20 protein-coding genes are annotated in these 22,160 nt (G+C 65.3%); 6 read left to right on the plus strand and 14 right to left on the minus strand.

Annotated features, from left to right (window positions below; all coding sequences use genetic code 11):
• Positions 1 to 94: 94 nt before the first annotated feature.
• The 10 genes from ATB1_RS18460 to ATB1_RS18500 form a co-directional block, all read right to left on the minus strand.
• Positions 95 to 1,075, minus strand: a complete 981-nt coding sequence (locus ATB1_RS18460; protein WP_042666343.1) for a CARDB domain-containing protein — start codon at positions 1,073 to 1,075, stop codon at positions 95 to 97.
• A 330-nt stretch (positions 1,076 to 1,405) separates the two neighbouring features.
• Positions 1,406 to 1,783: a hypothetical protein gene (locus ATB1_RS18465; RefSeq protein WP_241768357.1), complete on the minus strand. Its 378-nt coding sequence runs from the start codon at positions 1,781 to 1,783 to the stop codon at positions 1,406 to 1,408.
• Between the two features lie 124 nt (positions 1,784 to 1,907).
• A complete protein-coding gene (locus ATB1_RS18470) occupies positions 1,908 to 4,808 on the minus strand; it encodes a right-handed parallel beta-helix repeat-containing protein (protein WP_042666322.1) in 2,901 nt (966 codons plus the stop codon).
• Between the two features lie 174 nt (positions 4,809 to 4,982).
• Complete coding sequence (locus ATB1_RS18475; RefSeq protein ID WP_042666346.1) at positions 4,983 to 5,786, minus strand: DUF502 domain-containing protein; 804 nt, start codon at positions 5,784 to 5,786, stop codon at positions 4,983 to 4,985.
• Positions 5,787 to 6,044: 258 nt separating this feature from the next.
• The gene (locus tag ATB1_RS18480; RefSeq protein WP_004041906.1) at positions 6,045 to 6,245 is read right to left on the minus strand and encodes a hypothetical protein; all 201 of its coding nucleotides are present in this window, start codon (positions 6,243 to 6,245) and stop codon (positions 6,045 to 6,047) included.
• Positions 6,246 to 6,521: 276 nt separating this feature from the next.
• The gene (locus tag ATB1_RS18485) at positions 6,522 to 7,127 is read right to left on the minus strand and encodes a hypothetical protein (RefSeq protein WP_042666324.1); all 606 of its coding nucleotides are present in this window, start codon (positions 7,125 to 7,127) and stop codon (positions 6,522 to 6,524) included.
• Positions 7,128 to 7,191: 64 nt separating this feature from the next.
• Positions 7,192 to 8,115, minus strand: coding sequence for a hypothetical protein (locus ATB1_RS18490; protein ID WP_042666326.1), 924 nt, complete (start codon positions 8,113 to 8,115; stop codon positions 7,192 to 7,194).
• A complete protein-coding gene (locus ATB1_RS23640; RefSeq protein WP_241768358.1) occupies positions 8,108 to 9,892 on the minus strand; it encodes a 5'-nucleotidase C-terminal domain-containing protein in 1,785 nt (594 codons plus the stop codon). The genes ATB1_RS18490 and ATB1_RS23640 overlap by 8 nt, the downstream gene beginning before the upstream one ends.
• Positions 9,889 to 11,373 (minus strand): hypothetical protein, encoded by a 1,485-nt coding sequence (locus ATB1_RS23645; RefSeq protein ID WP_241768359.1) that lies wholly within the window; start codon positions 11,371 to 11,373, stop codon positions 9,889 to 9,891. The genes ATB1_RS23640 and ATB1_RS23645 overlap by 4 nt, the downstream gene beginning before the upstream one ends.
• A 587-nt stretch (positions 11,374 to 11,960) precedes the next feature.
• Positions 11,961 to 12,923 (minus strand): MSCRAMM family adhesin SdrC, encoded by a 963-nt coding sequence (locus ATB1_RS18500; protein WP_241768360.1) that lies wholly within the window; start codon positions 12,921 to 12,923, stop codon positions 11,961 to 11,963.
• A gap of 635 nt (positions 12,924 to 13,558) precedes the next feature.
• Between ATB1_RS18500 and ATB1_RS18505 the strand changes: the two genes are divergently transcribed.
• From ATB1_RS18505 to ATB1_RS18510, 3 genes are all read left to right on the plus strand, one after another.
• On the plus strand, positions 13,559 to 14,761 hold the full coding sequence (locus ATB1_RS18505) for a PAS domain-containing protein (protein ID WP_042666327.1): 1,203 nt from the start codon (positions 13,559 to 13,561) through the stop codon (positions 14,759 to 14,761).
• 97 nt (positions 14,762 to 14,858) lie between these two features.
• Entirely contained in the window at positions 14,859 to 15,035 is a 177-nt protein-coding gene (locus tag ATB1_RS22630; RefSeq protein WP_198526154.1) for a hypothetical protein, read from the plus strand.
• Positions 15,036 to 15,197: 162 nt separating this feature from the next.
• Positions 15,198 to 15,377, plus strand: coding sequence for a hypothetical protein (locus ATB1_RS18510; protein ID WP_042666349.1), 180 nt, complete (start codon positions 15,198 to 15,200; stop codon positions 15,375 to 15,377).
• Positions 15,378 to 15,413: 36 nt separating this feature from the next.
• Here ATB1_RS18510 and ATB1_RS18515 read toward each other — a convergent pair whose 3' ends face one another.
• A complete protein-coding gene (locus tag ATB1_RS18515) occupies positions 15,414 to 15,806 on the minus strand; it encodes a DoxX family membrane protein (RefSeq protein ID WP_042666328.1) in 393 nt (130 codons plus the stop codon).
• A 351-nt stretch (positions 15,807 to 16,157) separates the two neighbouring features.
• Here ATB1_RS18515 and ATB1_RS18520 point away from each other — a divergent pair, with 351 nt between their 5' ends.
• Both ATB1_RS18520 and ATB1_RS18525 read left to right on the plus strand, forming a co-directional pair.
• Complete coding sequence (locus ATB1_RS18520; RefSeq protein ID WP_082256489.1) at positions 16,158 to 16,859, plus strand: hypothetical protein; 702 nt, start codon at positions 16,158 to 16,160, stop codon at positions 16,857 to 16,859.
• Between the two features lie 75 nt (positions 16,860 to 16,934).
• Positions 16,935 to 19,088: a PAS domain S-box protein gene (locus ATB1_RS18525; protein WP_042666331.1), complete on the plus strand. Its 2,154-nt coding sequence runs from the start codon at positions 16,935 to 16,937 to the stop codon at positions 19,086 to 19,088.
• 3 nt (positions 19,089 to 19,091) lie between these two features.
• On the opposite strand, the gene lrp is transcribed toward ATB1_RS18525, so the two are convergent.
• Both lrp and ATB1_RS18535 read right to left on the minus strand, forming a co-directional pair.
• Positions 19,092 to 19,553, minus strand: coding sequence for an HTH-type transcriptional regulator Lrp (gene lrp, locus ATB1_RS18530; protein ID WP_008095972.1), 462 nt, complete (start codon positions 19,551 to 19,553; stop codon positions 19,092 to 19,094).
• Between the two features lie 206 nt (positions 19,554 to 19,759).
• Positions 19,760 to 20,170, minus strand: a complete 411-nt coding sequence (locus ATB1_RS18535) for a hypothetical protein (protein ID WP_241768361.1) — start codon at positions 20,168 to 20,170, stop codon at positions 19,760 to 19,762.
• Between the two features lie 313 nt (positions 20,171 to 20,483).
• Between ATB1_RS18535 and ATB1_RS18540 the strand changes: the two genes are divergently transcribed.
• Positions 20,484 to 20,807, plus strand: a complete 324-nt coding sequence (locus ATB1_RS18540; RefSeq protein ID WP_042666333.1) for a hypothetical protein — start codon at positions 20,484 to 20,486, stop codon at positions 20,805 to 20,807.
• 39 nt (positions 20,808 to 20,846) lie between these two features.
• On the opposite strand, the gene ATB1_RS18545 is transcribed toward ATB1_RS18540, so the two are convergent.
• On the minus strand, positions 20,847 to 22,160 hold a 1,314-nt coding region (locus tag ATB1_RS18545; protein ID WP_042666354.1), incomplete at its 5' end, for an NAD(P)/FAD-dependent oxidoreductase.

Consider the following 22,160-nt stretch of genomic DNA (forward strand, 5'->3'; position numbering starts at 1 on the left):
GTCGAGCGACCGCTGGTGCAGTCAAAAAATCGGGTGCGCGTCGATGCCTCGACTTCCGACCGCCCACTCGGGGAGCCAGCGAGTCGAAAGCGAGTTAGTGGGCCCGCAGACGCGCCGCACCGAGGAGCGCGACCAGCGAGACGAGCGCCGGCAGCACGCCGAATCCGGGCGCTTGGCTCTCCGTCTCCGTCGGCGTCTCGGTCGTCACCGGGTCGGAGGTCGTCGTGGTGGGCTCGGTGACCGTCACCGTCGCCGATTTGCCGCCGACGGAGAGGTTGTACGTCCCCGCCTGCTGGAACGCCGGGAGGAACACGACCGTCGATTCGTTACCGGGTTCGAGGTCGGAGACGGTCTTCATCGTTCGAACGGACCCGTCGACCGTGAGATTGACCGTGGCGTTCGTCGTCACGTCGCCGTCGTTCAGCACGGTCGCCGCGACTTCGACGTCCTCGCCGGTTTCGACGCTCGTCGTCGCGAGCGAGAGGTTCGTGACCGTCGTGGACACCGTGTCGCCGCTCCCGCCGTCGTCGGAGCCACCGCCACCGTCACTATCGTCTCCGCCGTCATCGCCGCCGCCGCCCGACGACGAAGTCGTCACCTCGAGCCGTGCGGACCGCTCCTCACCGACCGTGTAGTCGTTGCCGTCCTCGTCGCCGAGGGCGTTGACGTGGGGCGTGACCGTGGTTTCGGCCGCGCTCGTCGCGTTCCCCGCGACCGTGACGGTGGCGACGACGACCGAACCGGTCTGGTTCGTGTCGAGTCCGTAGCCGGTGAGCGTCGCGGAGCTGTTGTCACTCGCGTACGTCGTCGTGACCTCCGCCGCGTTGTGGCTGAACGTGACCTGCGTGATATCCGCGGTCTCGTTGGCGAGCGAGAACGTGATGTTGGCCGCGCCGACGCCGCCGGAGGCGTTCGTCACGACCACGTCAAACGTCGTCGTCTCCCCATTCGCAACGGTCTGGTCGGTCGGGTCGAGCGCGACGTCCGTCGACCCGGCAGCGGCACCGATTCCCGGCGCGACCGCGAGCGCGAGGACCGAAAACACCACCAGACAGTGGCGCGCGTTCGGTGTCATTCGGCATCCCCCACGGGGTCGGACGCCATCCGGACGACTCGCGTTGAACTGGGCGTGTACGAAGAACTCATAGTTGGTGTCGGTTTTGATTCGTCGACCCATCACGAGTCACGCACGGCGTTGGCTGAGCGAAACCGCATCGCTGGTGGCGGTCGGCAGCAGCCCCTCACAGTTCGTACTGCCGCGAATCGCCGCACGAGCGCGTGATTACTACGACGTGTCTGCTTCGACAAGAAGCATCAAGCATGCTAATTGTTACGGTCAGATGGAAGGTTGCCGCCGGCTCGCCGGTTCGCACTCGTGGAAGGCGAGACTCGCCGCGGCGATGAGTTAGGCGTGGGCGGCGAGGCCGGCACCGACTTTGTCGACGACGTCGAACAACGCCTCCGGAAGCGGTTCGTCGTCCGGGAGACCGACGGTTTTCACGAGGTCCGAATCGACCGTCGCGAGCGCGGGCGAACGAGACGTTTCCCAGCCGGTGACGACGAGCGGTTGGCTATCGTCTACGTTCCGCGTGACGCGCGCGGCGACTCCCCCACGATAGGACGGCGGCGCGTGGAGGCAGACGACGACCGTCGGGTCCTTCGATGAGACGAGTCGGCGAAGGGGCGCGGTCTCGGTCACGTAGCGGACTTCGACGTCACCTTGCGGATGCCAGGCTCGCTCTGGGGGCGGTCCGTAGACGAGAACTCGTGGTAGCGACTCCATGGCCCTTGAGAACATACTTCGTGGAGCAGGCATATAAGTGTTAGTTCCACTGACAATTCAGGGAGCGTGAACGGCCGAAACGAACGTCGAAGGGAGCGACCGCGCTCAGAGACGAGCCGGGGGGTCAGCCCAGTTCGCTGTAGAACAGGCGCTGGATGTCGACGATGTTGAACTGCCCGTTGTCGTTGAAGTCGAACAGCGTTGCCTGTTCGCGGACGCTGGCGTGGTCCCGGTTCGCGAAGAGCGCCTGCACGTCCGAGACCGTGACGTTCCCATCGCCGTTGACGTCTTCGTAGCGACCGTCGCCGTCCGGGTCCGTCGGTGGCTCCTCACTCGGACCGACCGCCGACAACGTCACGACGTGCAGCGTTCCGTTCTCCGTCGACGCAACGCGCAGTTCAGTTCCGTTCTTATCGGAGACGTTCGCGTTGGAGACCGTGACCGGAATCTGTTGTTCGGCCGCTCCGTCCGTCCCGTTCACGGTCACGGTGAGTTCGGCGAGGTCCGGCGAGGGCCCGTCTGCGGTCTCCATGCCCACGGCGCTCAAGCGGACCGTCGTGTTGTTCTCGCTGTACTCCACGTCCGAGAAGGCGGGCGACCCGCCGATACTCGTCGACGTGAAGCGAACGCCCGAATCGGCGGGGACCGACATGGTCGCCTCGTACGCGCCGACGAAGGAGTCGACGTCGCCGGCGACGAGTTCGACAGTCGTAGTGTCGGGAGCGCCGACGGCCTCGGTCGGCGTTTCGACGAAGAGCTGTATCGTCGAGTCGGGATCCGACTGGGTGCCGATGACGAACGTCTCCGTCTCCGTCGCCTCGTTACCGGCGGTGTCAGTCGCGGTCGCGGTGAACTCGTACTCGCCGTCGCCGGCCCCGCTGTACACGGTCTCGTACACGTACGTCCCGTTCACGACCGACTCGTCGAACGCGCTCAGCGTGATCTGCTCGCGGTACACGCTGTCGCTATCGGTGAGCACGCCCGTGAGCGACGCGAGCGACTCGTTCGAAGAGACGGTCACGGCGATGTCGTCGTCCTGCCGTGCGGCCACGCTATCGAGCGCCGGCGGTGCCGTGTCGGTCGTCCCGCTCCCCCCGGACGCGACGGTGACCGACCCGTTCGCGACGGGGAAGTCGACGTAATTCGCGCCGGTCGTGTAGACCGTCCGGTCGCTGACGTTCACCGAGGTCGTCGCCCCGCCGGCCCCGACGACGTCGAACGTCACGTTCACCGTCGGATCTGCGAGGTAGGCGGCGCTTTCGATGCCGAACTCGGCGATGCCGTTCTGGTTGTCGGCCTCCGACCAGACGAACGCGTCTTCGTCGTCCATCGTGACGTTCTCGACGTGCACGACAGACGGGTCGAAAGAGACGGTTCCGGCGTAGTAGACACCGCCGCGGACCGGCTCGGTCTCGACGGGGATCGTGACCGTCTCGGTGGGTTCTGCGGTCGCGGTGCCGACGGTCATCGAGAGGTCGTCGGTCGCCGCCACGGTGACCGGATAGCTGAGCGACCGGGTCGTCTCGCCGGCGGTCATCGTCGCCGAGACGGTCCGCTCGTCCGGGAGCGACGTTGCGGTGGTGTCCGCGCTCACGTCGAGACGCAACGAAGCGGTCGTGTCCGCCTGCAGTGGGCTTATCTCCCACTCGTTGGTTTCGTTACTCCACGTCCCGACGTTGGTATCGACCTCTTGGACGGTCACGCCCGCGAGGTCGTCAAAGGCGACGGTGACCGAGACGTCGGTGTCGCCGGTGTTGGTAACCTCCGTCCGAAGCGTGCCCGATTCCGCCGGCGAAATCATCGTCGACGACGTCTCGACGTCGACGGGTCCCGACGACGCGTTCGAGAGCGTCGTCAGCGCCGAATCGGTGTAGTACGGCGTGACCGAGAGGTTTCCGGTCGCGGCGTCACCGGAGCCGTTTGCCGCACCAGACGGGCCGTCCGTCGCGCCCCACCAGTTCCGCTCGACAGCACCGCGTTCGGTCGCGCCGGTGGCGTCGACACCGACGCCGTTATCGACCACCCGAGAGTCGTGAATCCGCCACGGCCCAGTCACGTCTTCGGCGTTGACGCCCGCATTCCCGTTTGCCTCGATGTCCGAGCCGATAATCGACCAGTTCGCGCCGGTCGTGGTCGCCGTCGCCGGGCCGCCGACGTTGACGCCGAACTGTCCGTTTCCGACGATGGTGCTGTTCGTAATCCGCCACGAACCGGCCGTGTTCGTCGCTTCGATTCCGTCGCGGGAGTTGTTGACGACCGTCGTCTCGGTAATCGTCCAATCGCCGGTCGTCTCGAAGACGGCGATACCGGTCGTGTCGTCTCGCGTGTCGGAAACGGTCGCGTTCCGAATCGTCCAGTCCCGCGTCGATTCGTCGGCGCGAATGCCGGTTCCGAACACGGTGTCGGTCACGGTGACGTTTTCGAGCAGCCACGAGCCGCCCGACTGCCGAGCGTTGACCCCGTTTCGGTAGCTGTCCCGAACGACCGCGTTCGAGACGACCCAGTCCCCGCTCGAACCTTCGGCGTTGACGCCGGTCCCCATGAAGCCGTCAGTCTCGGTGATTTCGAGGTCGGTCGCTTCCCACGCGCCGGTGGTGTCCTGTGCGTCGATGCCCGCGGTACCGTAGCGACTGATGGTGAAGCCCGAAATCAGCGGTTCGGCAGCTCCGACGATTTCGATTGCGCTCGCCTCGGAGCCGAGCGTCGACCCGTTCAGCACCGCGCCGTCCGGGGCGGCCAGCGTGAGGTTCTTGTCGACCGTCACCGCCTCGCGGTACGTTCCCGGGCGCACTTCGACCGTGGAGCCGGCAGAGACGTTATCCACCGCCGCTTGAATCCGCCGGTAGTCCTCCCCTCCGGAGTCGTCGACGGTTACCGTCGCGTTGCTCAGTTGTGCGGGACTCGGTCCGCCGTCTCCGACGGACGTGCCCACGCTGACCGCGCCAACTGGCGCGGTCACGAGTAACCCGCACACGAAGATGCTCAGAGCGACCCACCCAACAGAACGCGTTGTGTTCCGTGCCATAGTTAGTCAGGCCCGCGCCACAGAGCGTGTGCTCGAGGAGCCCCTGCGTCGTTGCCCCTGGCTACTGTCCCTCGCACAGCGCGTGGAACGCGGACGTGTCTGTCACTCTACAAACATCGAGTAAAAAGTTTGTTCCGCTGGCCAGTCTCGCCGGCGGCCGCGCGAGACGACAGACTAGTCCTGCGTTCTCTCTCGTTCCCTCGTAATCATCGACTCGCGGATGTCCTGTAACCGCTCCGTGCCGCGGAGTTCGGACATGTTCACGCCGAGCGCGTCAGCGTCCTCGTCGGTGGCGACGCCGCTCGTGAGGATGCTCCGGACGCCCTCCTCGACGGTCATGTCGATGTCGTACACGTCGTCGGCGGGGATGTAGGTGAGCAGGCCGCCGGTGACCGGGTTAGGTGCGAGCGGAAGGAACATCGAGACCATCTCGCTGTGGCCGGTGGACTGTTCGATGGTCGCTGGGGAACCGCCCGTCTGGAAGCCGAGCACGTACACGTCGTCGTCGAAACATTGGACGAGTTTCACGTCCTGGAACTCGTCGGCCCCCTCGTCGAGGACCACGTCGCCCATGCGGCGAAAGCTCTTGTACACCGTGCCGACGCCCGGAATCGACGAGATGACGAGGTCGAACACGCCGATGATTTTCTCGCCGTACTGGTTGCGACCGATGGTCCCCACGACCGCGACGATGGCGAAGAGGACGAGCAGGGCGACCAGTTCGGTGAAGAAATCGACGACGAACGAGTAGATACCGAGGTCGATGAGGAGGCTGATGAATTCGACGCTCTCGAAGCGGCCGATGATACCTGCCCAGCGCAGGAGTTCGATGAACGGTTCGAGGGCGTTTCTGACGAAGTCGATGCCGACGCGCAGGACGTACAGCGTGACGACGATGGGGATCATGATCGCCACGCCCGTCAGCAGGGTGTTGTACGCCCGTTCGTACAGCGATTGACCGGTCTCTTTGGCGCTCACGGCGAGCGTGCCCGGCGAGCGCGGAGGGTCTGCGGAGGACACGGCCGGAGATTCATGTGGGTCGTGAAAATAGTGTCGGCAGTCGAACCGTCTAGATTTTCGAGACGTGCTGCGGCGGGGACGCTCGCGGGCGTCCGGTGGCGAACGAGTCAGTCGAGAGCGGGGAAAACGGGAACCAAGGCGGGCCGGATGGATTCGCGGGAGCCGTGAGCGACGACGGAAGCCGAGACGGTGGCCCGTGCCGTCCCGAAGGCGGGGTCAGGAGACGACTTCGAACCGACCGACCGAAAGGTCGACCGCGAGCTGCTCGCGTGGGTAGACGAACTCCTCGTCGTCGTACATCGTCCGGACGGTCTCGTCTTCGATTTCCACCACCGTCTGTTCCGTACACAGCGTCGAATGCCGGATGGTCGAACCCTCCGTAATTACGTGCGGGGCGACCTCGAGTGTTTGCGTCATCATTTCACTAACGGACGGTATCAGGTATAATTCTTTCGCAGTTTTTGGAGATTGGTGTCCAAATGTAGCTATATAGTGATATTGTCGGATGGATTGTGAACTTTCTGTTGCGGTTCCCTTTACACCGATAGGAGTCACTCTGACGGACCCGTACGTCGAGTAACGATGGCAGTCAGGGCGTCGGGTGCGCTGCTATCGGGAGCGTCACCACTCTCGGTTGGTACTCGCGTAATTCGATTCGACGCGGCCCGCGAGTCGGCGGTTCGCCTCGGCGCGTCAGTCGCGCTCGAACGGGTCGCGCTCGGGGAGTTCGTCGTCAAGGACGGCCGCCACGGCGTCGACGAACGCGTCGTGCGCCGACAGCGCCTCACGGAGCGCCTCGTAGTAGGCGACGGTGTCGCCCGCGAGGAAGTGGGAGTCGACCCGCCAGAGCGTCCGCCCGGTGCCGAACTCGCCCGCCGGGAGGTCGTCGTGTTCGTCGCGCGCCTCGTCAAACGCCGCGACGAGTCGCTCGCGAAGCGCCGCGTACGGCGAGTCGCCCGAGAAGTCGGCGTCGCCGTGGATACCGTCTTCGAGGTGGAGTTCGAGACGGAACTGTCCGCGCTGGAGGGCGCGCGGCGTCGGGTAGTGTTCGAAGTGGAGGTCGAAGCCGCGGTCGCGGCCGCGCTCCCACGCTGTGGGGGTGACGCGGCCCCACGGCTTCCCCGAGTCGAGGGCGTGCCACGTGTGGGGACCCTCCGGCGGCGACGCGCGGAGGTAGTCGGCCCACTCGTACTGGAGGACCTCACGAGCGAGCTTCGCTACGGCGTCGCGGGTCGCGTCGACCTGTAGCTCGTAGTCGAGATAGAAGCTCGTTTCGTCCGCGGTGTCCGGGCCGTTCATACCTCCCTGCTAGACGCCCACACGGATAAAGATTCGACACAGGTCCGCTAGGACCCGTGTTCGCTCAGTCCTCGTGTCGTGCCCGTCGTCCGAACCCGAACAGGAACGCCGCGATGGCGACGACCGCGGGAGCGACACCGAAACCGGGAACGCCGGTCGCCGTTGTCCGGCGCTCGGTCGTCTCGGTCGCGGACTGCGTGTCTGTCGCACTGGCGGCCGTCGCACCGTCGTCAGTCGTCGTCGGGCTCGCGGGCGACGCGGTTGCCGTTGGCGACTCCGCCGCCGACTCGGTTGTCGAAGGCTGGTCGGTCGAATCGTCCGGCTCGTCGTCCGCGTCGGAATTGCCGTCCGACCCGGAGTCCGAACCGTCGTCGGTGTCGTCGCCAGCGTCGCCATCGTTGGTCGAATCATCGGTGTCGTCGCCGGTGTCCCCGTCACCGCCACTGTCGCCACCGCCGGAACCCCCGCCGCCGGCCGACTCCGAGACGGAGAGGTCGAGCCCCGACGTATCGGTGACGGTGTAGGAGTTGCCGTCCTCGTCGCCGAGGGCGGATACGGACACGTCGAGCGCGCCGTCGACGGTGGCGTCGGCGGTTTCGACGGTGATGGTCGCGACGGCCACCGAACCAGTGTCGTCGGTGTCGAGGCCGACGACGCGAACCGAGGCGACCGTGCGCTCGGTGTCGTACGACACGTCCCGCAGTCGCGGGTCGGTGCCGTCAGGGGTGGCGACCTCGGCGATGCGACCAACCGACGGGTCGTCGAGTTCGACCGTCAGGTTGTACGCGCCGACGCCGGCGTCGACGCTGTCGACGACGATGTCGAACGTCCGCGTCGAGTCGGGTTCGACGGTCGCCGCGTCAGTGTCGAAGCCGACGGTCGTGTCGGTCGCGGCGAGCGCGGGCGGCGCGACGGCGCTCAGACAGACGAGCGCTGCGAACGCCGCGAGTGCGGTCCGGCCGGTCCAATTCGAGTTCGGCTTACGCATTCGTCGAGGCGAACAGCCGCTGCACGTCGCCCACGTCGACGCGACCATCGTCGTTGAGGTCGAACGCGGGGCTGCTCGACTGGACCGGCTCGGCGTCGCGGTTCACGAACAGCGCCTGCGCGTCTACGACGTCCACGCTGCCGTCGCCGTTCACGTCCTCGAAGGTGCCGTCGCCGTCGTGGTCGGCCATCGCGCGGCCGTTGCCGGTGAGGTCGCCGGGTTCGACACTGACGGGTCGGTTGTCGATGTTCGACACCGCGTAGGCCGTGCCGTCGGGGTCGTAGGTCGCCGTCGGGGTCAGTTCGAGCGCCGTCGAACCGCCGAGCGCGACGCCCTCGACCGTCACGGTCGCCAGAACCTGCGAGTCGTTCGCGTCGTCGGCGGCGTCGATGCCGGCGGCCTCGATGTGGACCGTCCTCCCGTCGTCGCTGACGTTGACCGCCGAGAAGCCGGGCTCGTCGGGGAACTGGACGCCTGTGATGCGGGCCACGCTCGAATCGCCGACCGTGAGCGTCAGTTCGTACGCGCCGACGCCGCTGGCGGCGTCACTCGCGGTGATGTCGAACGCCCGGGTGTCGCCGAGGGGGACGGACTGGCCGTTCGAGCCGACCGCGAGCGCGACGCCGTCGGTCGGTTCGGGCGTCGGGTCGGGCGTCGTCGCCTCGCCGTCGAGGTCGACGTTCAGCACCGCGGAATCGAAGTTCTCGTACCGGCTCGAATACGCGCTGTCGGTGTAGTCGACGTAGAGGTCGACGCCCGAGTCCGGCGCGGTCACCGGCGTCCCGAAGGCGTCGAGGTCGCTCGTCGGCACCGAGACGGTGACGGTGCCGCTCGCGTCGTCGTAGGCGACGTTCGTCGTCTCGACGTAGCCGCCGTTGCGGTCGGCGAAGGCGGCGGTCCCACTCACGCCGGTCACGCGCGAGGGTGCGTCGATAGTGACCGTCGTCTGGCTGTCGCCGCTCGTCACGTCGACCGCGTCGGCGTCGACCGCCGTGTCGACCCGGCGCATCCGGTCGTCGGACTCGGTGTCGACTTCGGCGGCCGCGATAGTCGAGCGGTTCTGCAGGGAGCCGATGACGCCGTCGGCCATCGTCGTCTCGTTCAGGACCGCCACGCGCAGCTTGTCGGCGAGCGGGTAGCCGCTGCCGCCGTCGGCGATGTAGGAGTTGGTCGCCAGCGTGTACGTCGCCGAGTCGTTGACGGGTTCGCCGTTCACCGTGAGGTCGCGAATCGTCGCGTCGCCCTCGCCGGGCGACGAGCTATCGCTGTGGGGCACCCACTCGAAGGTGACGCCGCTGACCTGCTGTTGGGTCTGGGTGCCGTACTGGTTGTCCATCTCCAGCGGCGTGATTTGGCTCTTGACGACCTCGCGGAGCTCCGCGCCGGTCACCTCGACCACGACGATGTGGTTGCCGAACGAGAGCGTCGACGTGACCATCCCGCGGGTGATGTTGAACTCCTCGCCCGCGGCGTAGTCGCTCGGGTAGAGCGTGTCGCGGATGCCGCCGGCGTTCGTCACGGCCACGTCGGCACCGGTGTAGCCGCGGACGCCGTCGGTGATGAGGTGACCCGTCGCCGAGTCGTCGGTGTAGTTGGAGCCGACGCCCGTGTGCTCGGGCATGACCGCCGTCGCGAGTTCCGTGTTGAGATAGTCCTCGCGCAGCGGGTTGATGTACGTCTGCCACGAGTCGTTGCGCGGGATGTCGGTCGTCACGTCGACGAGTTCGCCGGAGGCGTCGGTGACGCTCCCGTTATCGACGGTCAGTTCCATCGTCATGATGGCGTTTGCCTTCCGGTGGTCTCGCCGATGAGGACGCCGTTGGTGGTCTGCGGCGGGTAGCGCTGTTGGTCGTCGCCGGAGACGAGCGCGTCGATGCCGTCGACGTTCCGCGCGAGGTCCTTCGAGTCCGGAATGCCGACCGGGGCCAGCGCGACGACCACGTCCACGTCCTCCTCGTTTCGGAGCGTGTCGACGGTCCGCTGGGCGGCGGTCGTCGGGTCGACGACGGTGTAGCCGTTGCGTTCGATGACGCCGTCGGTCTTCGCGTTGATGGCCTCGTCGGTCAGGCCGAAGAAGCCGACTTTCACGCCGCCGCGCTCGACGACGGTGTAGTTCTGCGTCCCGGGGAGGTTCTCGCCCGTCTCCTCGTCGACGACGTTGGAGAGGAGCCACGGGTAGGTCGACTCGTTAGCGATGGCCTCGAAGACGGCGAAGTCGTTCGTCCCCGCGTCCTCGTCGTAGTCGAGTTCGTGGTTCTGGACGACCTCGGCGTCGGGGTCGATGAGGTTCATCGCCGTCACCGGTGGCTCGTAGCCGTGCTCCAAGCCGTCGTAGTTGCGGAGGGCGTGCGGGCTGAGTTCGTCGCCGCCGCCGGCCACGAAGACGGGGCCGGTGGCGTTGGCGCGCTCACGGTTGATGAGCGTAATCATCCGGCCGAGCTTGTCGTCGCCGGAGCCGGCGGCCGCCTTGCCGATGTCGTTGAAGCCGACGAGCGTGATGGTCGTCGCGTTCGCGCCCGCGGTGTCGTTGCCGGCGTCGCCATTGTCACCGCCCGCGGGGGCGGTCAGGTTCGTCACCGACGCGGGCTGCATCTTGTACTCCTCGAAGCTGTAGAACACCGGCCCCTCGATGGCGTCGGCGGTGCTGCCGACCTCCGAGGGCGTGGTGTCGTCGCCGGTCGTCACGTCGTCGATGGCGACCGGGCCGGAGCCGTCGGTGACGGCCCACTCGCCGTACTGACCGGGCGTCGCCGTGACCTCGACATCGTGCACGCTGACGAGCACACTCTCGTAGGCCTCTTGGGAGACGTTTTCCGTCGCGAGGGCGGTCGCCTCGGGGACCGACCCGCTTCCGGTCGTCGACAGCGAGGCGCTGTCGTTCGTCAGGTCGAGTTGGGTCAAGCCGTAGTACTCGGTGACGGGCGCGTCGACGCGCACCTCGTCGCCGTGGGTCGCGTCTGACGACCCGCCTGCGTAGACGTAGACGGCGCTGTGCCGCACGTCGGCCGCGGAGGCGTTCTGCAGGAAGAAGCCGTCGGCGTTCGTCGCGGTCACCGTCCCGGTGACGCTGACGAACTGCCCCGCGTAGGCCGAGGCGTCGCCGTCGGTCGTGTTCGACTGGAGTTCGGTGATGGTCACGGCCGCCGGCGCGGACGCGTTCATCGCCAACTGGACGTTCGAATCGGGTGCGCTCGCGTCCTCCCCCGCCGCGACGCCCGCCGCACCGGCGGGGAACGTCGCGGTCGTGAGTACTAACACCAGTATCACCGTTACAGTACGACTGAGAGTTGTCTGTGGTGGTGTGTGCGGAGGCACATCAGTCCGCACCGAGGCGGGTGTGATAACCGCTGGTAAGAGTGTTATATAGGTGACATAACTGCGATAGAGAGGTTCGTACGCAGTGGTGCGGTCCATCTTCGGTCCGGTGGGCACATCCGGCGTTGCCGCGCGACAACCCCGACACGAGTCGCTGGGCACTCATGATGAGGGTGGTACGTACTTCCGGTAGCCTCGATAGGTATATTTAAATCCACTGGCCGATTGCGTACCAGTTGAGAACGGTTTCCGCCTTCTCGATTCGGAGGTCGTTCCATCGCAAAATCGTTCTCCATTCCCCCTTCAGCAAAGATATACCGTCAGTATCATCGAACAGTATCTACTATCCAAATCTATATCACTCTCGACTAACACAACGAGTACGAGGGCGAGAGAGTCACCACCTGTGACTGGTTACTTGATTCTCGTTCTCGTTCCATCCTCCCCCCATCTGGGGGGCCCCACCACCTCTTGACGATGCGCCGACACGACGACGCGAACGAGGTAGCGCCGGCGCTCGCCTAGCAAGTTCACTTAGTCCCTTCGACGAGCGCGGCGTGTACTCGCGTTCGGACGTCGTCGGGGCTCGCCGCCGAGGCGTCGCGCCGCGCCATCCGTCCGGTGACGAGGTCGAGGAGGTCGAGCGCAGTCAGCACCTCGCGAACGTCGGCGCGGTCGAGACCGAGACGGCGTTCGACTTCGTACAGCGTCTTCGCGCCCGTGACGGCCGCGCACACGTCTTCGGTCGAGCAGTCGAGCGAGGACACCGACGCGGGAAGCGGCGGGAGGGCGGTCGCGGTGGACGCGTCCTCGGTCGTCGTTCTCGGCTCGTCGGTGTCGACCGCGACTGGCTCGGCGTCCGAGGCCGAATCCGTCTCAGCGTCAGACTGCGACGCCGACTTCTGGTCCGACACCGACTTCGGGTCTGGCTTCGGTTCGGACGCCGATGCTGACTCGGCGCTCACGTCGGATTCGGCGTCGACTTGCGTGTCGCGTTCCGCCGCGTTGGCGGTGTCGTCACCTCCCGACTCGGGAGACAGTTCCGTCTCGCTCGCGCTATCCTCGTCGGAGTTGCTCGGGCCGGTGTGCTGTGGTTCGTCCTCCGACTCGGTCGACTCGGTCGACTCGCTCGAAGACGCCGATTCGGTCGGCGCGCCGTACGACTCCGGTTCGTGAATCCCGTGTTGAATCATCTGGTTGCGGACGGTCTGGGGAGTCACGTCGACGCCGAGCGCGTCGGTCATTTCCTTGAACGTCTCGCAAGCCTCGTAGGCCTCGCGAAGCCGAACGGGGTCGTGATGCGCCGGCACCGAGTCGGCGTCTGCCTTGGCGTCCGCGTCTGGCTCCGTGTTCGTGCTGGTGTCCGGGGCCATGTCCGTATTCGTGTCCGGACTCGTCTCTGTATCCGCCTCAACGGAGCCGTCCGCCGATGCCGGTGTGGGCTGGTCCTCCCCCGTCGTTCCGTCTCTCGCCGTCGGGGCCGCGAACTCCATCGTCGGTGGCGACACGACCGATGCGACGGGGGCGCTGCCCCTTGAGCCACGCGCCCCTGAACCGTCGGCTCGGGCGACCGGCGCGTCCGCCGGCTCGGGGCGACCGGCGCGTCCGCCGGCTCGGGGTCGTCGTCGGTGGCGGCGTGCTCAGCCGACAGTGACTCTTTGCCGGCACCCGGGGCCGCCGGGGGCGCAAGCGCCACGTCGAGTTCGAGTCGAAGTCGGCCGTCGGTTATCGACGCCGACGGGGATGACACGGAGAGTCGGTCCGGGTCGACCGCGCACTCCGACGCGAAGTCGTACTCGACGGTGATCGAAGCCGCTGTGCCGTCTTCACTCGGGTCGGCCTCGCTGGTCAGTTCCAGCCCGTGAATCTCTCCTGTCGTCTCCGAAAACTGTTCGAGAACCGCCGTGAGTTCTCGGACGCTTCTAACCACTTCCATATGAGGATGTCAACTGCGTCACATCGCATATAATTTATTGCCACCGACATCATCTAGTAATATATATTCTATACAGATTTTTGTTCTCTTGGTTCCCGGGGTTGAGCGACCGGGACGGTCCGCATCGCACGGCCGCCGAGCACGACTGTCGGCGTAGCTGTTTTTATGGCCCTGAGGCAACAGTATCACTGTATGGACGTGTCTCCGCTCCGCGATGTCACCCCATTCAGCACCGAGCGGCGTGCCATGCGAATTCTGTTGGTCGATGATAACGAGTCGATGGTGGAGCTGTCCGCGACCTTTCTCGAACGCGAACTCGACGACGCCGAGACGGAGACGTACACCGAACCGGTGTCGGCGCTCGACGAACTCACTGACGGCGCGTACGACTGCGTTGTGAGCGACTACGACATGCCGGTGATGGATGGACTCGAACTCCTCACGGCGGCGCGCGAGCGGGGCATCGAGATTCCCTTCGTCCTCTTTACCGGGAAGGGAAGCGAAGAGATAGCGAGCCGCGCTATCTCCGCCGGCGTCGACGAGTACCTCCAGAAGGGCGGTCCCGAAGAGTACCCCGTGTTGGCGAACAAGGTCTCGAACCTCGTCAAGAAACACCGGGCCGAGCGGTACATGCGACGCGGCTTTCTCGCCATCGAATCCGCCGAAGAGGGTATCGGCATCATCGACGGCGACGGCGTCTACCAGTACATGAACGAGGCGTACGCCGCGCTCTACGACCGCGACCGGACCGAACTCATCGGCGAGCACTGGGACGTCCTCTACCCCGACGAGGAGGCACAGCGCTTCTACGACGAAATCCTCCCGCAACTCGAAGCCGAGGGGTCGTGGCGGGGCTTTTCGACCGGCGTCACCAAAGACGGCGAAGCGGTTCCCGAGCGGCTCGTGTTGACGCAGATAGACGACGGCGGACACGTCTGTATCGTCCAAGAACTCACCGAGGTCGACGCGTTGCGCGCGGAGGTCGAACTGAAAAACCGGGTGCTCGACGCCCTCGACGTCGGCATCGTCGTCATCGACCCCTCACAGGCCGACACCCCAATCGTCTCTCACAACGAGGCGTTCGAGACGCTCACGGGCTACGATGCCGAGTCGGTGACGGGGCGTAACTACCGGTTCCTCTCCGGCCCCGAGACGGACCCTGAAACGGTCGCCGAGATTCAGGCGGCCGTCGACGCCGGCGAGCCGATTTCGACCGAGGTTCGCAGCTACGACGCCGACGGCGAACCGTTCTGGAACCACCTCGACATCCGCCCGATTCGGGACGACGACGGCGCACTCGAGTTCCTCGTCGGCTTCCACCGTGCAGCCGACCGCGACGGCGACGCCGACGACACCGCCGGTGACGACGACGGCGACGATGTGCGCTCGGCCTGACGCGGTGGCCGGTGGCCGTCGCCGATAATACTGGAAACGGTGGAGGTGTCCGCGGCGTGAGCAAGAACTACGACCACAGCACGCGTCAGGTGGGACCGTGTCCCGCCGCATCCGACTCCAACAGTTCCTCGTTCTCGCCGCGTTCCTCTTCGCAGTATACTGGTTCGTCGATGGCTCAGCGCTCATCGCGGCCGGATGGGTCATCGTCGGATTACTCAACGTATACACGCTCAGACGCGAGGCTGAAGCGGAGGACGACGCACTCAACGTGTGACCGCAAACCAACGAGAGGTTGCGCGTCGGTCCGTCGGTAGTCGTTCGACCGCGACGGCGCGGACTCGTCCTGACGCGGTGGTCGGCCGCCGCCGATAATACTGGAAACGGTGGGGTATGCGCCGGAGAAGAACTACAATCGCGGCGGTCGCTACTCGAAGCCGTGTCCGCTCACTATCGACTGTACCAGGTCCTCGCCCTCTCCGCGTTCGGCTTTGCGGTGCATTGGTGGTTCGATGGCTCTCCGCTCGTCGCGGTTGGGTGGACCGTCGTCGGACTGTGGTATCTGTACACGCTCTGGCGAGGCGTCGACCAGATTGACGAGTATGCCGTCGATACGTGACCGCAGAAAACGAGGGGGTTGTGTGTCGGTCTGTCGTTACTCGGCCGACGCGCGCTTGAAGAACGCGACCGCCGCGCCGAACAGCGTCAGGTTCTGCAGGAACGAGGTGAGTTCCTCGTCGCGGGCGTCGTCGTCGACGGCCCAGAAGTCGTGCATCGTCGGCGTGACGCCGGCGAAGAACGCCGCGACGCTCGCGGCGGCGAGCTTGGGCAGTTTCCAGAGGCCGATACCGATACTCCCGCCGAGGAGCAGACCGCTCGCCGCGGGGACGAGTCGGTCCGCTTCGGGGACGCCTTTCGCCTCGGCGTAGGCGATGCGGCCGTCGAGGTCGGTCAGGTTGCGAATCGCGAGGACGGCGAGACCGCTCGCGAAGAGGGCGCGGGCGAGCCGCGATGGCGTGCTGCGTTCGGATTCGTCGGGGGCTGTCATCACCTTTCGAAAATAGTGTTCTAATTATAAGCGCTGTGTTTACAAACCGGCCAGTACGTTTTAGTACGAGAGGTGGCCCTACCCCAGCACCAGAACCCCGAACCCGAGGCGTACAGCCGCCAACTAAGCCGTTCGCTCCCTCTGTCTGAGTTGAGAGGTCCGTACTGCGTTCCCTTTTCTATCGACTGCTGTCCGCCGGAGACGCTGTGGTCACCGTCCCACAGACTCTCCGACTGCGCTCCGATTCGGGCCGAAGCACGTCGCGTTCCAAACTCGACAATCGTGTGAACTGTTTGAACATTCATAACAATTAACCAGTCGCGAGTTGATATCAGTTTGTGGTGCGTTGACATGGCAAACCCGAAGCACTACGTCGTGCTGGAAGGCCTCGGTGCCGGAAAGTCCGACTACACGATTCAGGCGACTGGCGACATCGAAAAAGTAGGTGGCAGGCTCGGCGGACTGCCCGTCACCACGGGCCCGGGAGACCAGGTGTCCGGGAGTACGGCGAACGGAACCGTCTGGGGGAAGTCAGACGGCTTCCGAATCTACGGCGGAATCAAGTCCATCAGCCTCGAAAAACCCGACCACGTTCAGGTCCACACAGGAGCCATCGCCGGCGGTCCGGACGACGACCACGGCGACCTGTGTGAGGTTGTCGTCCGCGCGGAGAAAGTCGAGTTCATCAGCGGGCAAGGTCCGGGTGAAGGCGCGCTCGAACTGGAGATCGAACACGACATCCGCGGCGGGCAGTCCGAACACACGTCGCTCAGGCTCCCAACGGGGGCGACGCGAAACATCGGCGTGGCGATTGACAACTTCAAGGTCCCCCGAAGTGGGTCGGAACCGAAGACAATCGTGACGAAAATCACGGAGCGAGAGCCGCCAAGGGACTGGTTCACCGGGGCACCGGACGAGGGGAGCGAGCCGGTCGATATCACGCTCGCGTGCGATAACCCACAGCAGGTGACCAACACGGTCCCCATCGACTCCGACCGCGGGAACCCCGGCAAGGTGAAGGTGTACTACACCATCGACGACCTCGACGACTGAGGGGACCCGTCCCCCATCCGGTCGTCCCGCGAGCAGCAACCATTATGATGCGGTGCGGTCACGTTCCCCTCACGAATGGACTCGCTTCGCGACACGCCGCGTTCGCTCTCGGAGTCGTCGCCTATCGACGTCTTGCACGTCGACGACGACCCCGAGTTCTCGGCGCTCGTCGCGGCGGCGCTGGAACGCGAGCGCGAGCAGATCACCGTCCATACCGAGACGGACCCACGGGTCGCGGTCGACCGGGTTCGGCGCGACGACCCGACGTTCGACTGCGTCGTCTGCGACTACGATATGCCCGACCTCGACGGCCTCGACGTGCTGGCGAGCGTCCGCGACGAGTATCCGGAGCTCCCAGTTATCCTCTTTTCCGGAATCGCTCGCGAGGAGATTGTGGACGAGGCGCTCGACGCGGGCGTGACGGATTATCTTCAGAAGGGCGACGACACCACCCAGTACCGACTGCTCGCCAACCGCATCGAGAACGCTGTCGAGCGCGTTCGGGCCTCACGGGACAGCGACCGCGGACTGGCGGCCATCGAGAACGCGACCGACGCCGTCTGTATCCTCGGCGACAACGGTGTTATCGAGTACGCCAACGCGGCCTGTACTGAGCTGTTCGGCTACGAGCGCGCGGAACTCCTCGGTCGTCACTGGGAGGCGTTCTATCCCGACGACGACGGACAGGCGGTCTCCGATTCGGTACTCCCCGAAGCGCGCGAGGGGCAGTCGTCGGGGCAGTCGTCGCTCGTGCGGAAGGACGGCGACCTCGTCGACGTGGAGCACACACTCACGGACGCAGCCGACGGGTCTCTCGTCTGGACGCTGTCGCGAGTGTCGCGGAGCGACGAGTTCGAAACGCAACTGTCGCGTCGGGAGCGAGCGATTGACGAGGCACCGATCGGCGTCGTCCTCACCGACCCCTCCCAAGCCGACAACCCCATCGTCTACGCCAACGACGAGTTCACCGACCTCACCGGATACAGTCGTGACGAAGCCATCGGGCGAAACTGTCGATTCCTGCAGGGCGAAGCGACGGACGAGGCGGCCGTCGCCGAACTCCGGGCGGCAATCAACGAACGCGAACCCGTAACGACCGAGCTCCTGAACTACCGCAAGGACGGCACCGAATTCTGGAATCGCGTTCGCGTCGCCCCCATCTTCGACGACGACGGAGCTGTCGACCTCTTCGTTGGCTTCCAAGACGACGTGACGACGCGGAAATGCTACGAGAACCTCCTGCGGTCGAGCACAGCCCGTCTCGAAGCGCTGTTCGAGAATTCCCCGGACCTCATCGCGATTCACGACGTCAACGGGAACATCCAAGAGGTCAACCAGCGGATGTGCGAGGAGTTGGGCTACAGCGAGACTGAACTCATCGGAAAGACGGTTTGGGACCTCGACCCCACGTCCGACCCGGACCGCGCGAGGTCGTTCTGGGCGGACCTGCCGAGAAACGAGCCACACCGCTTCGAGGGCGAACTCAAACGACGCGACGGGACGACGTTCCCCATCGAGGTGCACCTCATCCGGCTCAACGTCGACGGCGAGGATTTGTTCGTCGCGATGGACCGTGACATCAGCGAACAAAAGGAGCGCGAGACTGAGCTCGTCACCCAGAACGAACGGCTCGACCGCTTTGCGAGCGTCGTGAGCCACGACCTCCGCAACCCACTTCAGGTTGCCATGGGCCGCCTCGAGTTGCTCCAAGACGACTGTGACAGCGACCACATCGACGATATCGACCGGGCGCTGGACCGCATGGACGACCTCATCAGCGACCTGCTCGTGCTCGCCCACCACGGCGACGACGCCATGGAGGTCGAACCGGTCGGGCTGGCCGATCTCGCGCGGGCGTGCTGGCAGAACGTCGTCACCGACGGTGCGACGCTGACCGTCGAGACCGACGCCGTCGTTGACGCCGACCGCGACCAACTCCAGCAACTCCTCGAAAACCTGTTTCGGAATTCGGTCGAACACGGCTCCGGCGACGGCGACGTGACCGTCACCATCCGCGAGACCCCCGACGGCTTTTCGGTCGAAGACGACGGGCCGGGCATCCCCGAGGACGACCGCGACACCGTGTTCGAAGCTGGCTACACCACGTCTCCCGAGGGCACCGGCTTCGGCCTGAACATCGTTTCGCAGGTCGCGGCCGCACACGGCTGGGAAGTGCGGGTCTCGGAGGGCACCGACGGCGGGGCGCGGTTCGAGTTACGCGTCGACTGAGTTTTAGGCGTCGCCGGCGTCGAGGTCGAACTGCTCGTTTTCGGAGACCGCGTTGAGGACGACACTCGTGTTCGACTCGCGAATCGGTGCTTCGTTCAGAAGCGCCTTGATCTGGCGGTTCATGTCGTCTGTGTTCTTGAACTTGCCAACCGCGAGGACGTCGTAATCGCCGGTGACCTCGTACACAGAGACCATCTGCGGCTCGTTTGCGAGTAGGTCGGTGACATCCGTGAGCGCGCTCCCCTCGACTTTGAGGTGCATGACCGCGGTCACGTCATAGCCGAGCGCGTCGTAATCGAGACGCGGCGTGTAGCCCTCGATGATACCCTCGTCTTCGAGGTCTCGCAGGTGGTTCGAGACGGTCGTCACCGAGACGTCGAGTTCTTCGGCGAGGCTCCGGAGACTGCGCCGCCCGTCCTCCAAGAGCGCATTGATGAGGTCTGAATCCAGGTTTTCGTAGGTCATACTCGGGTAGTTTGCAGTTGATTGTGATTAACCTCCCGATCGAAGTTGACAATCCGGTGAATAGTTGCCGCTTTCATGCTGAAAACCGTTCGAACGCTCGTCGGGCCGGACACGCACGCGCGCTGCCCCGTCTTCACACCCGCACCCTCCGACAACGGTGCGTTTTCGAGATGAACATGCGGTCGCTGGAGACCAGTACGAACGCCTCAGTTTGACACACCCGATGCGACCTCTCGGTCGCTGTTCGAGTGAATCGTGGTTGCGATAACTCTCACGTCGCGGACGCGACGCGGCAGTTCACGCGGGTCGAAAGAAACCGACGGCTCAGTCGGAAGTCGACGACTCCGTTTGTAGTTCCAGGAGCCACTCGCACTTCCCGCAGGCGTCTTGCCCGTTCGCTTGGCCTCGGCGCGGGTGACCTCGACGAACCGACCGTCGCTGTGGCCGCCACAGACCAGTTCGCCGTCTTCGTCGAGTTCGTGATACGCGTAGCCGCCGGTGTACGCGCCGTTTGGGGTCGTTGCGACGCGGTCGTCGTCGTCGCGGGTGTCCTGCGCAGCGAGTTCGCTTCGCTGCTCGCTCGTGGGCTTCTGGTCGATGTGCTCTCGCGTCGGCATCCGTGCTGGTACACTCGCCCGGCCGCATATGTTTATTTCGGCCCCGACAGGGCGTGAGGAATCATCATGAATGTCGGCGGCGGCGCGCGATGGCTACTTGCCACTCGAGTGCGTCGAACTCGTGCGGATTTCGTTCGATGGTTGACAAGTGTCCGGCTTAACGAGACGCCTACGTCTCGTTCGCTCACGCGGGTACCGCGCTCGTGAACGCTGTCTCTCTCCCTTCGGTCGCTCCGGTCGCAGCTTAAGCAAGTTCCCTCGCACCTCAAGTCAAGTGAAGGTCTTTACCGGAGTGGGGAGATGTCCCTGAGAGATGAGCCGGACGCTCGAACTCTCTGGGACGTGGCTCAGCTATCTGCTGTCTGCGTTCCAGTTGACCGCGCTCGCGTTGGCCCTCGTGTTCGTCGTACCCAGACTCGAGTACCCCGTCAACATCTTCTTGGGGGGACTGTTCGCCGTGGTCGTCCTCGCGTCGGTGGTCGCGCTGTGGCGACGCGCGGCCGGTCAGGACGGGAGTCGTCAGCTCGGAACCGCAGAAGGCATCACCTACGACCCGTTTGCCGACCCCGGACAGGCCGCCCGCGATAGCTGGGAGAAAGCCGTTCGGCGGCTTCCCGGGTCTGACGACGACGAGTGAGCCACAGTCCTCGGTGCCGCTGTAGCCGTGTTCATGGGGTCACGCCATCTCGGGAACGGGGAAATCGAACAGTTCCGCTCGAAGCTGTTCGGGGGAGTCGGTCTTCCCCCACTGAATGAGTTTCCCCACTAGTTCGGGGTCCGAGAAGTCGACGTGCCGCGCCCGCTCGTCGCCCCAGTCGTAGACGTGCTTCGGGAGCCAGTCCGCCCGCCGCAGTTCCGCGAACAGTAAGCCGGCCGCCTCGTCAACGCTCGCATCGCCCGCCCGGTAGGCGTCCAGTATTTCGCCCATCCGTCGGTGTATCTCGGCTTTCTGCGGGACGAACGGCGCGCCGTCGCCCGGTGTCGGTTCTTCGAGAAGCGAGTCGAACTCGGCGGGCTGTCCCGACGCGAGGTAGGTAAAGCAGTGTCGCTGGATGTACAGGTCGTGGAACAGGACCTGCCCCAGCCACATCTGGGTCCACGCGTTCCAGAGCCGGAAGTCGCCCATCGACTTGTACGCGTTGCTGATGACTCGGTCGTTGGTCGCGAGCTGACGGCGGTGCATCTCGTCGATGGGCGCGAAGCGCGCCGCCGAGAACTCGCCGTCTTCGAACGCGTCCAGCAGCAGGTTGGTCGACACGAAGACGGATTCGAGGGTGTTCACGAGCCCGACCGCGTAGAGCGGGTCGACGAAGCCGTACGTGTTGTTGGTCAGGTAGTGTCGGTGCCCCGCGGACTGACTGGCGGTCCGTTGCAGCCTGCCGGTTCGAGTCCACGGTCGCACCGTCGTCGCCGACGCGAGGTGGCGTTCGATATCGGGGAAGTCGGCGATGATTCGTCGAGCCTCTCGCTCGGCGCTGACCGACTCGTCGACGGGGTACTGCGTTCGGTCGAGTACCAACCCGACGCTCGCCTTGTTCGCCTCGGAGCGCTCGAAGTTGTCGAAGGGAATAATCCACATCCACCCCCCATCGAACACATGGTGGAGCGTCCCGTCGTGGAGGCGGTTTGACTGCTCGGGCCGGGCAGCCTCGTCGAGTAGCTCGTCGAACGGAGCGAGCCCTTCGACGTGCGTGAAGATGGCGCGCGAATCCGTCTCCAACTCCGGGGCGTCCTCGCGATACCCCATCTCGTCGGCGAGGACGGAGTTCCCGCCGGTGCCGTCGACGTAGAACGCCGCCTCGATACGACCGCGGTCGGTCGTCACGGCCACCTCGTCGTGCCCGATGTCCACGCCGGTGATTTCGGTCTCGTCGAGGTATTCCACGCCGTACCGCTCGGCGGCCGCGACCAGATACTGGTCGACCTCCGAACGCAGGAGGTGACTTTCGCTGTAGAACGGCAGGCTCGGCGGTATCAACTGGTGGCTGTG

The sequence above is a fragment of the Haloferax sp. ATB1 genome, assembly GCF_000730175.1.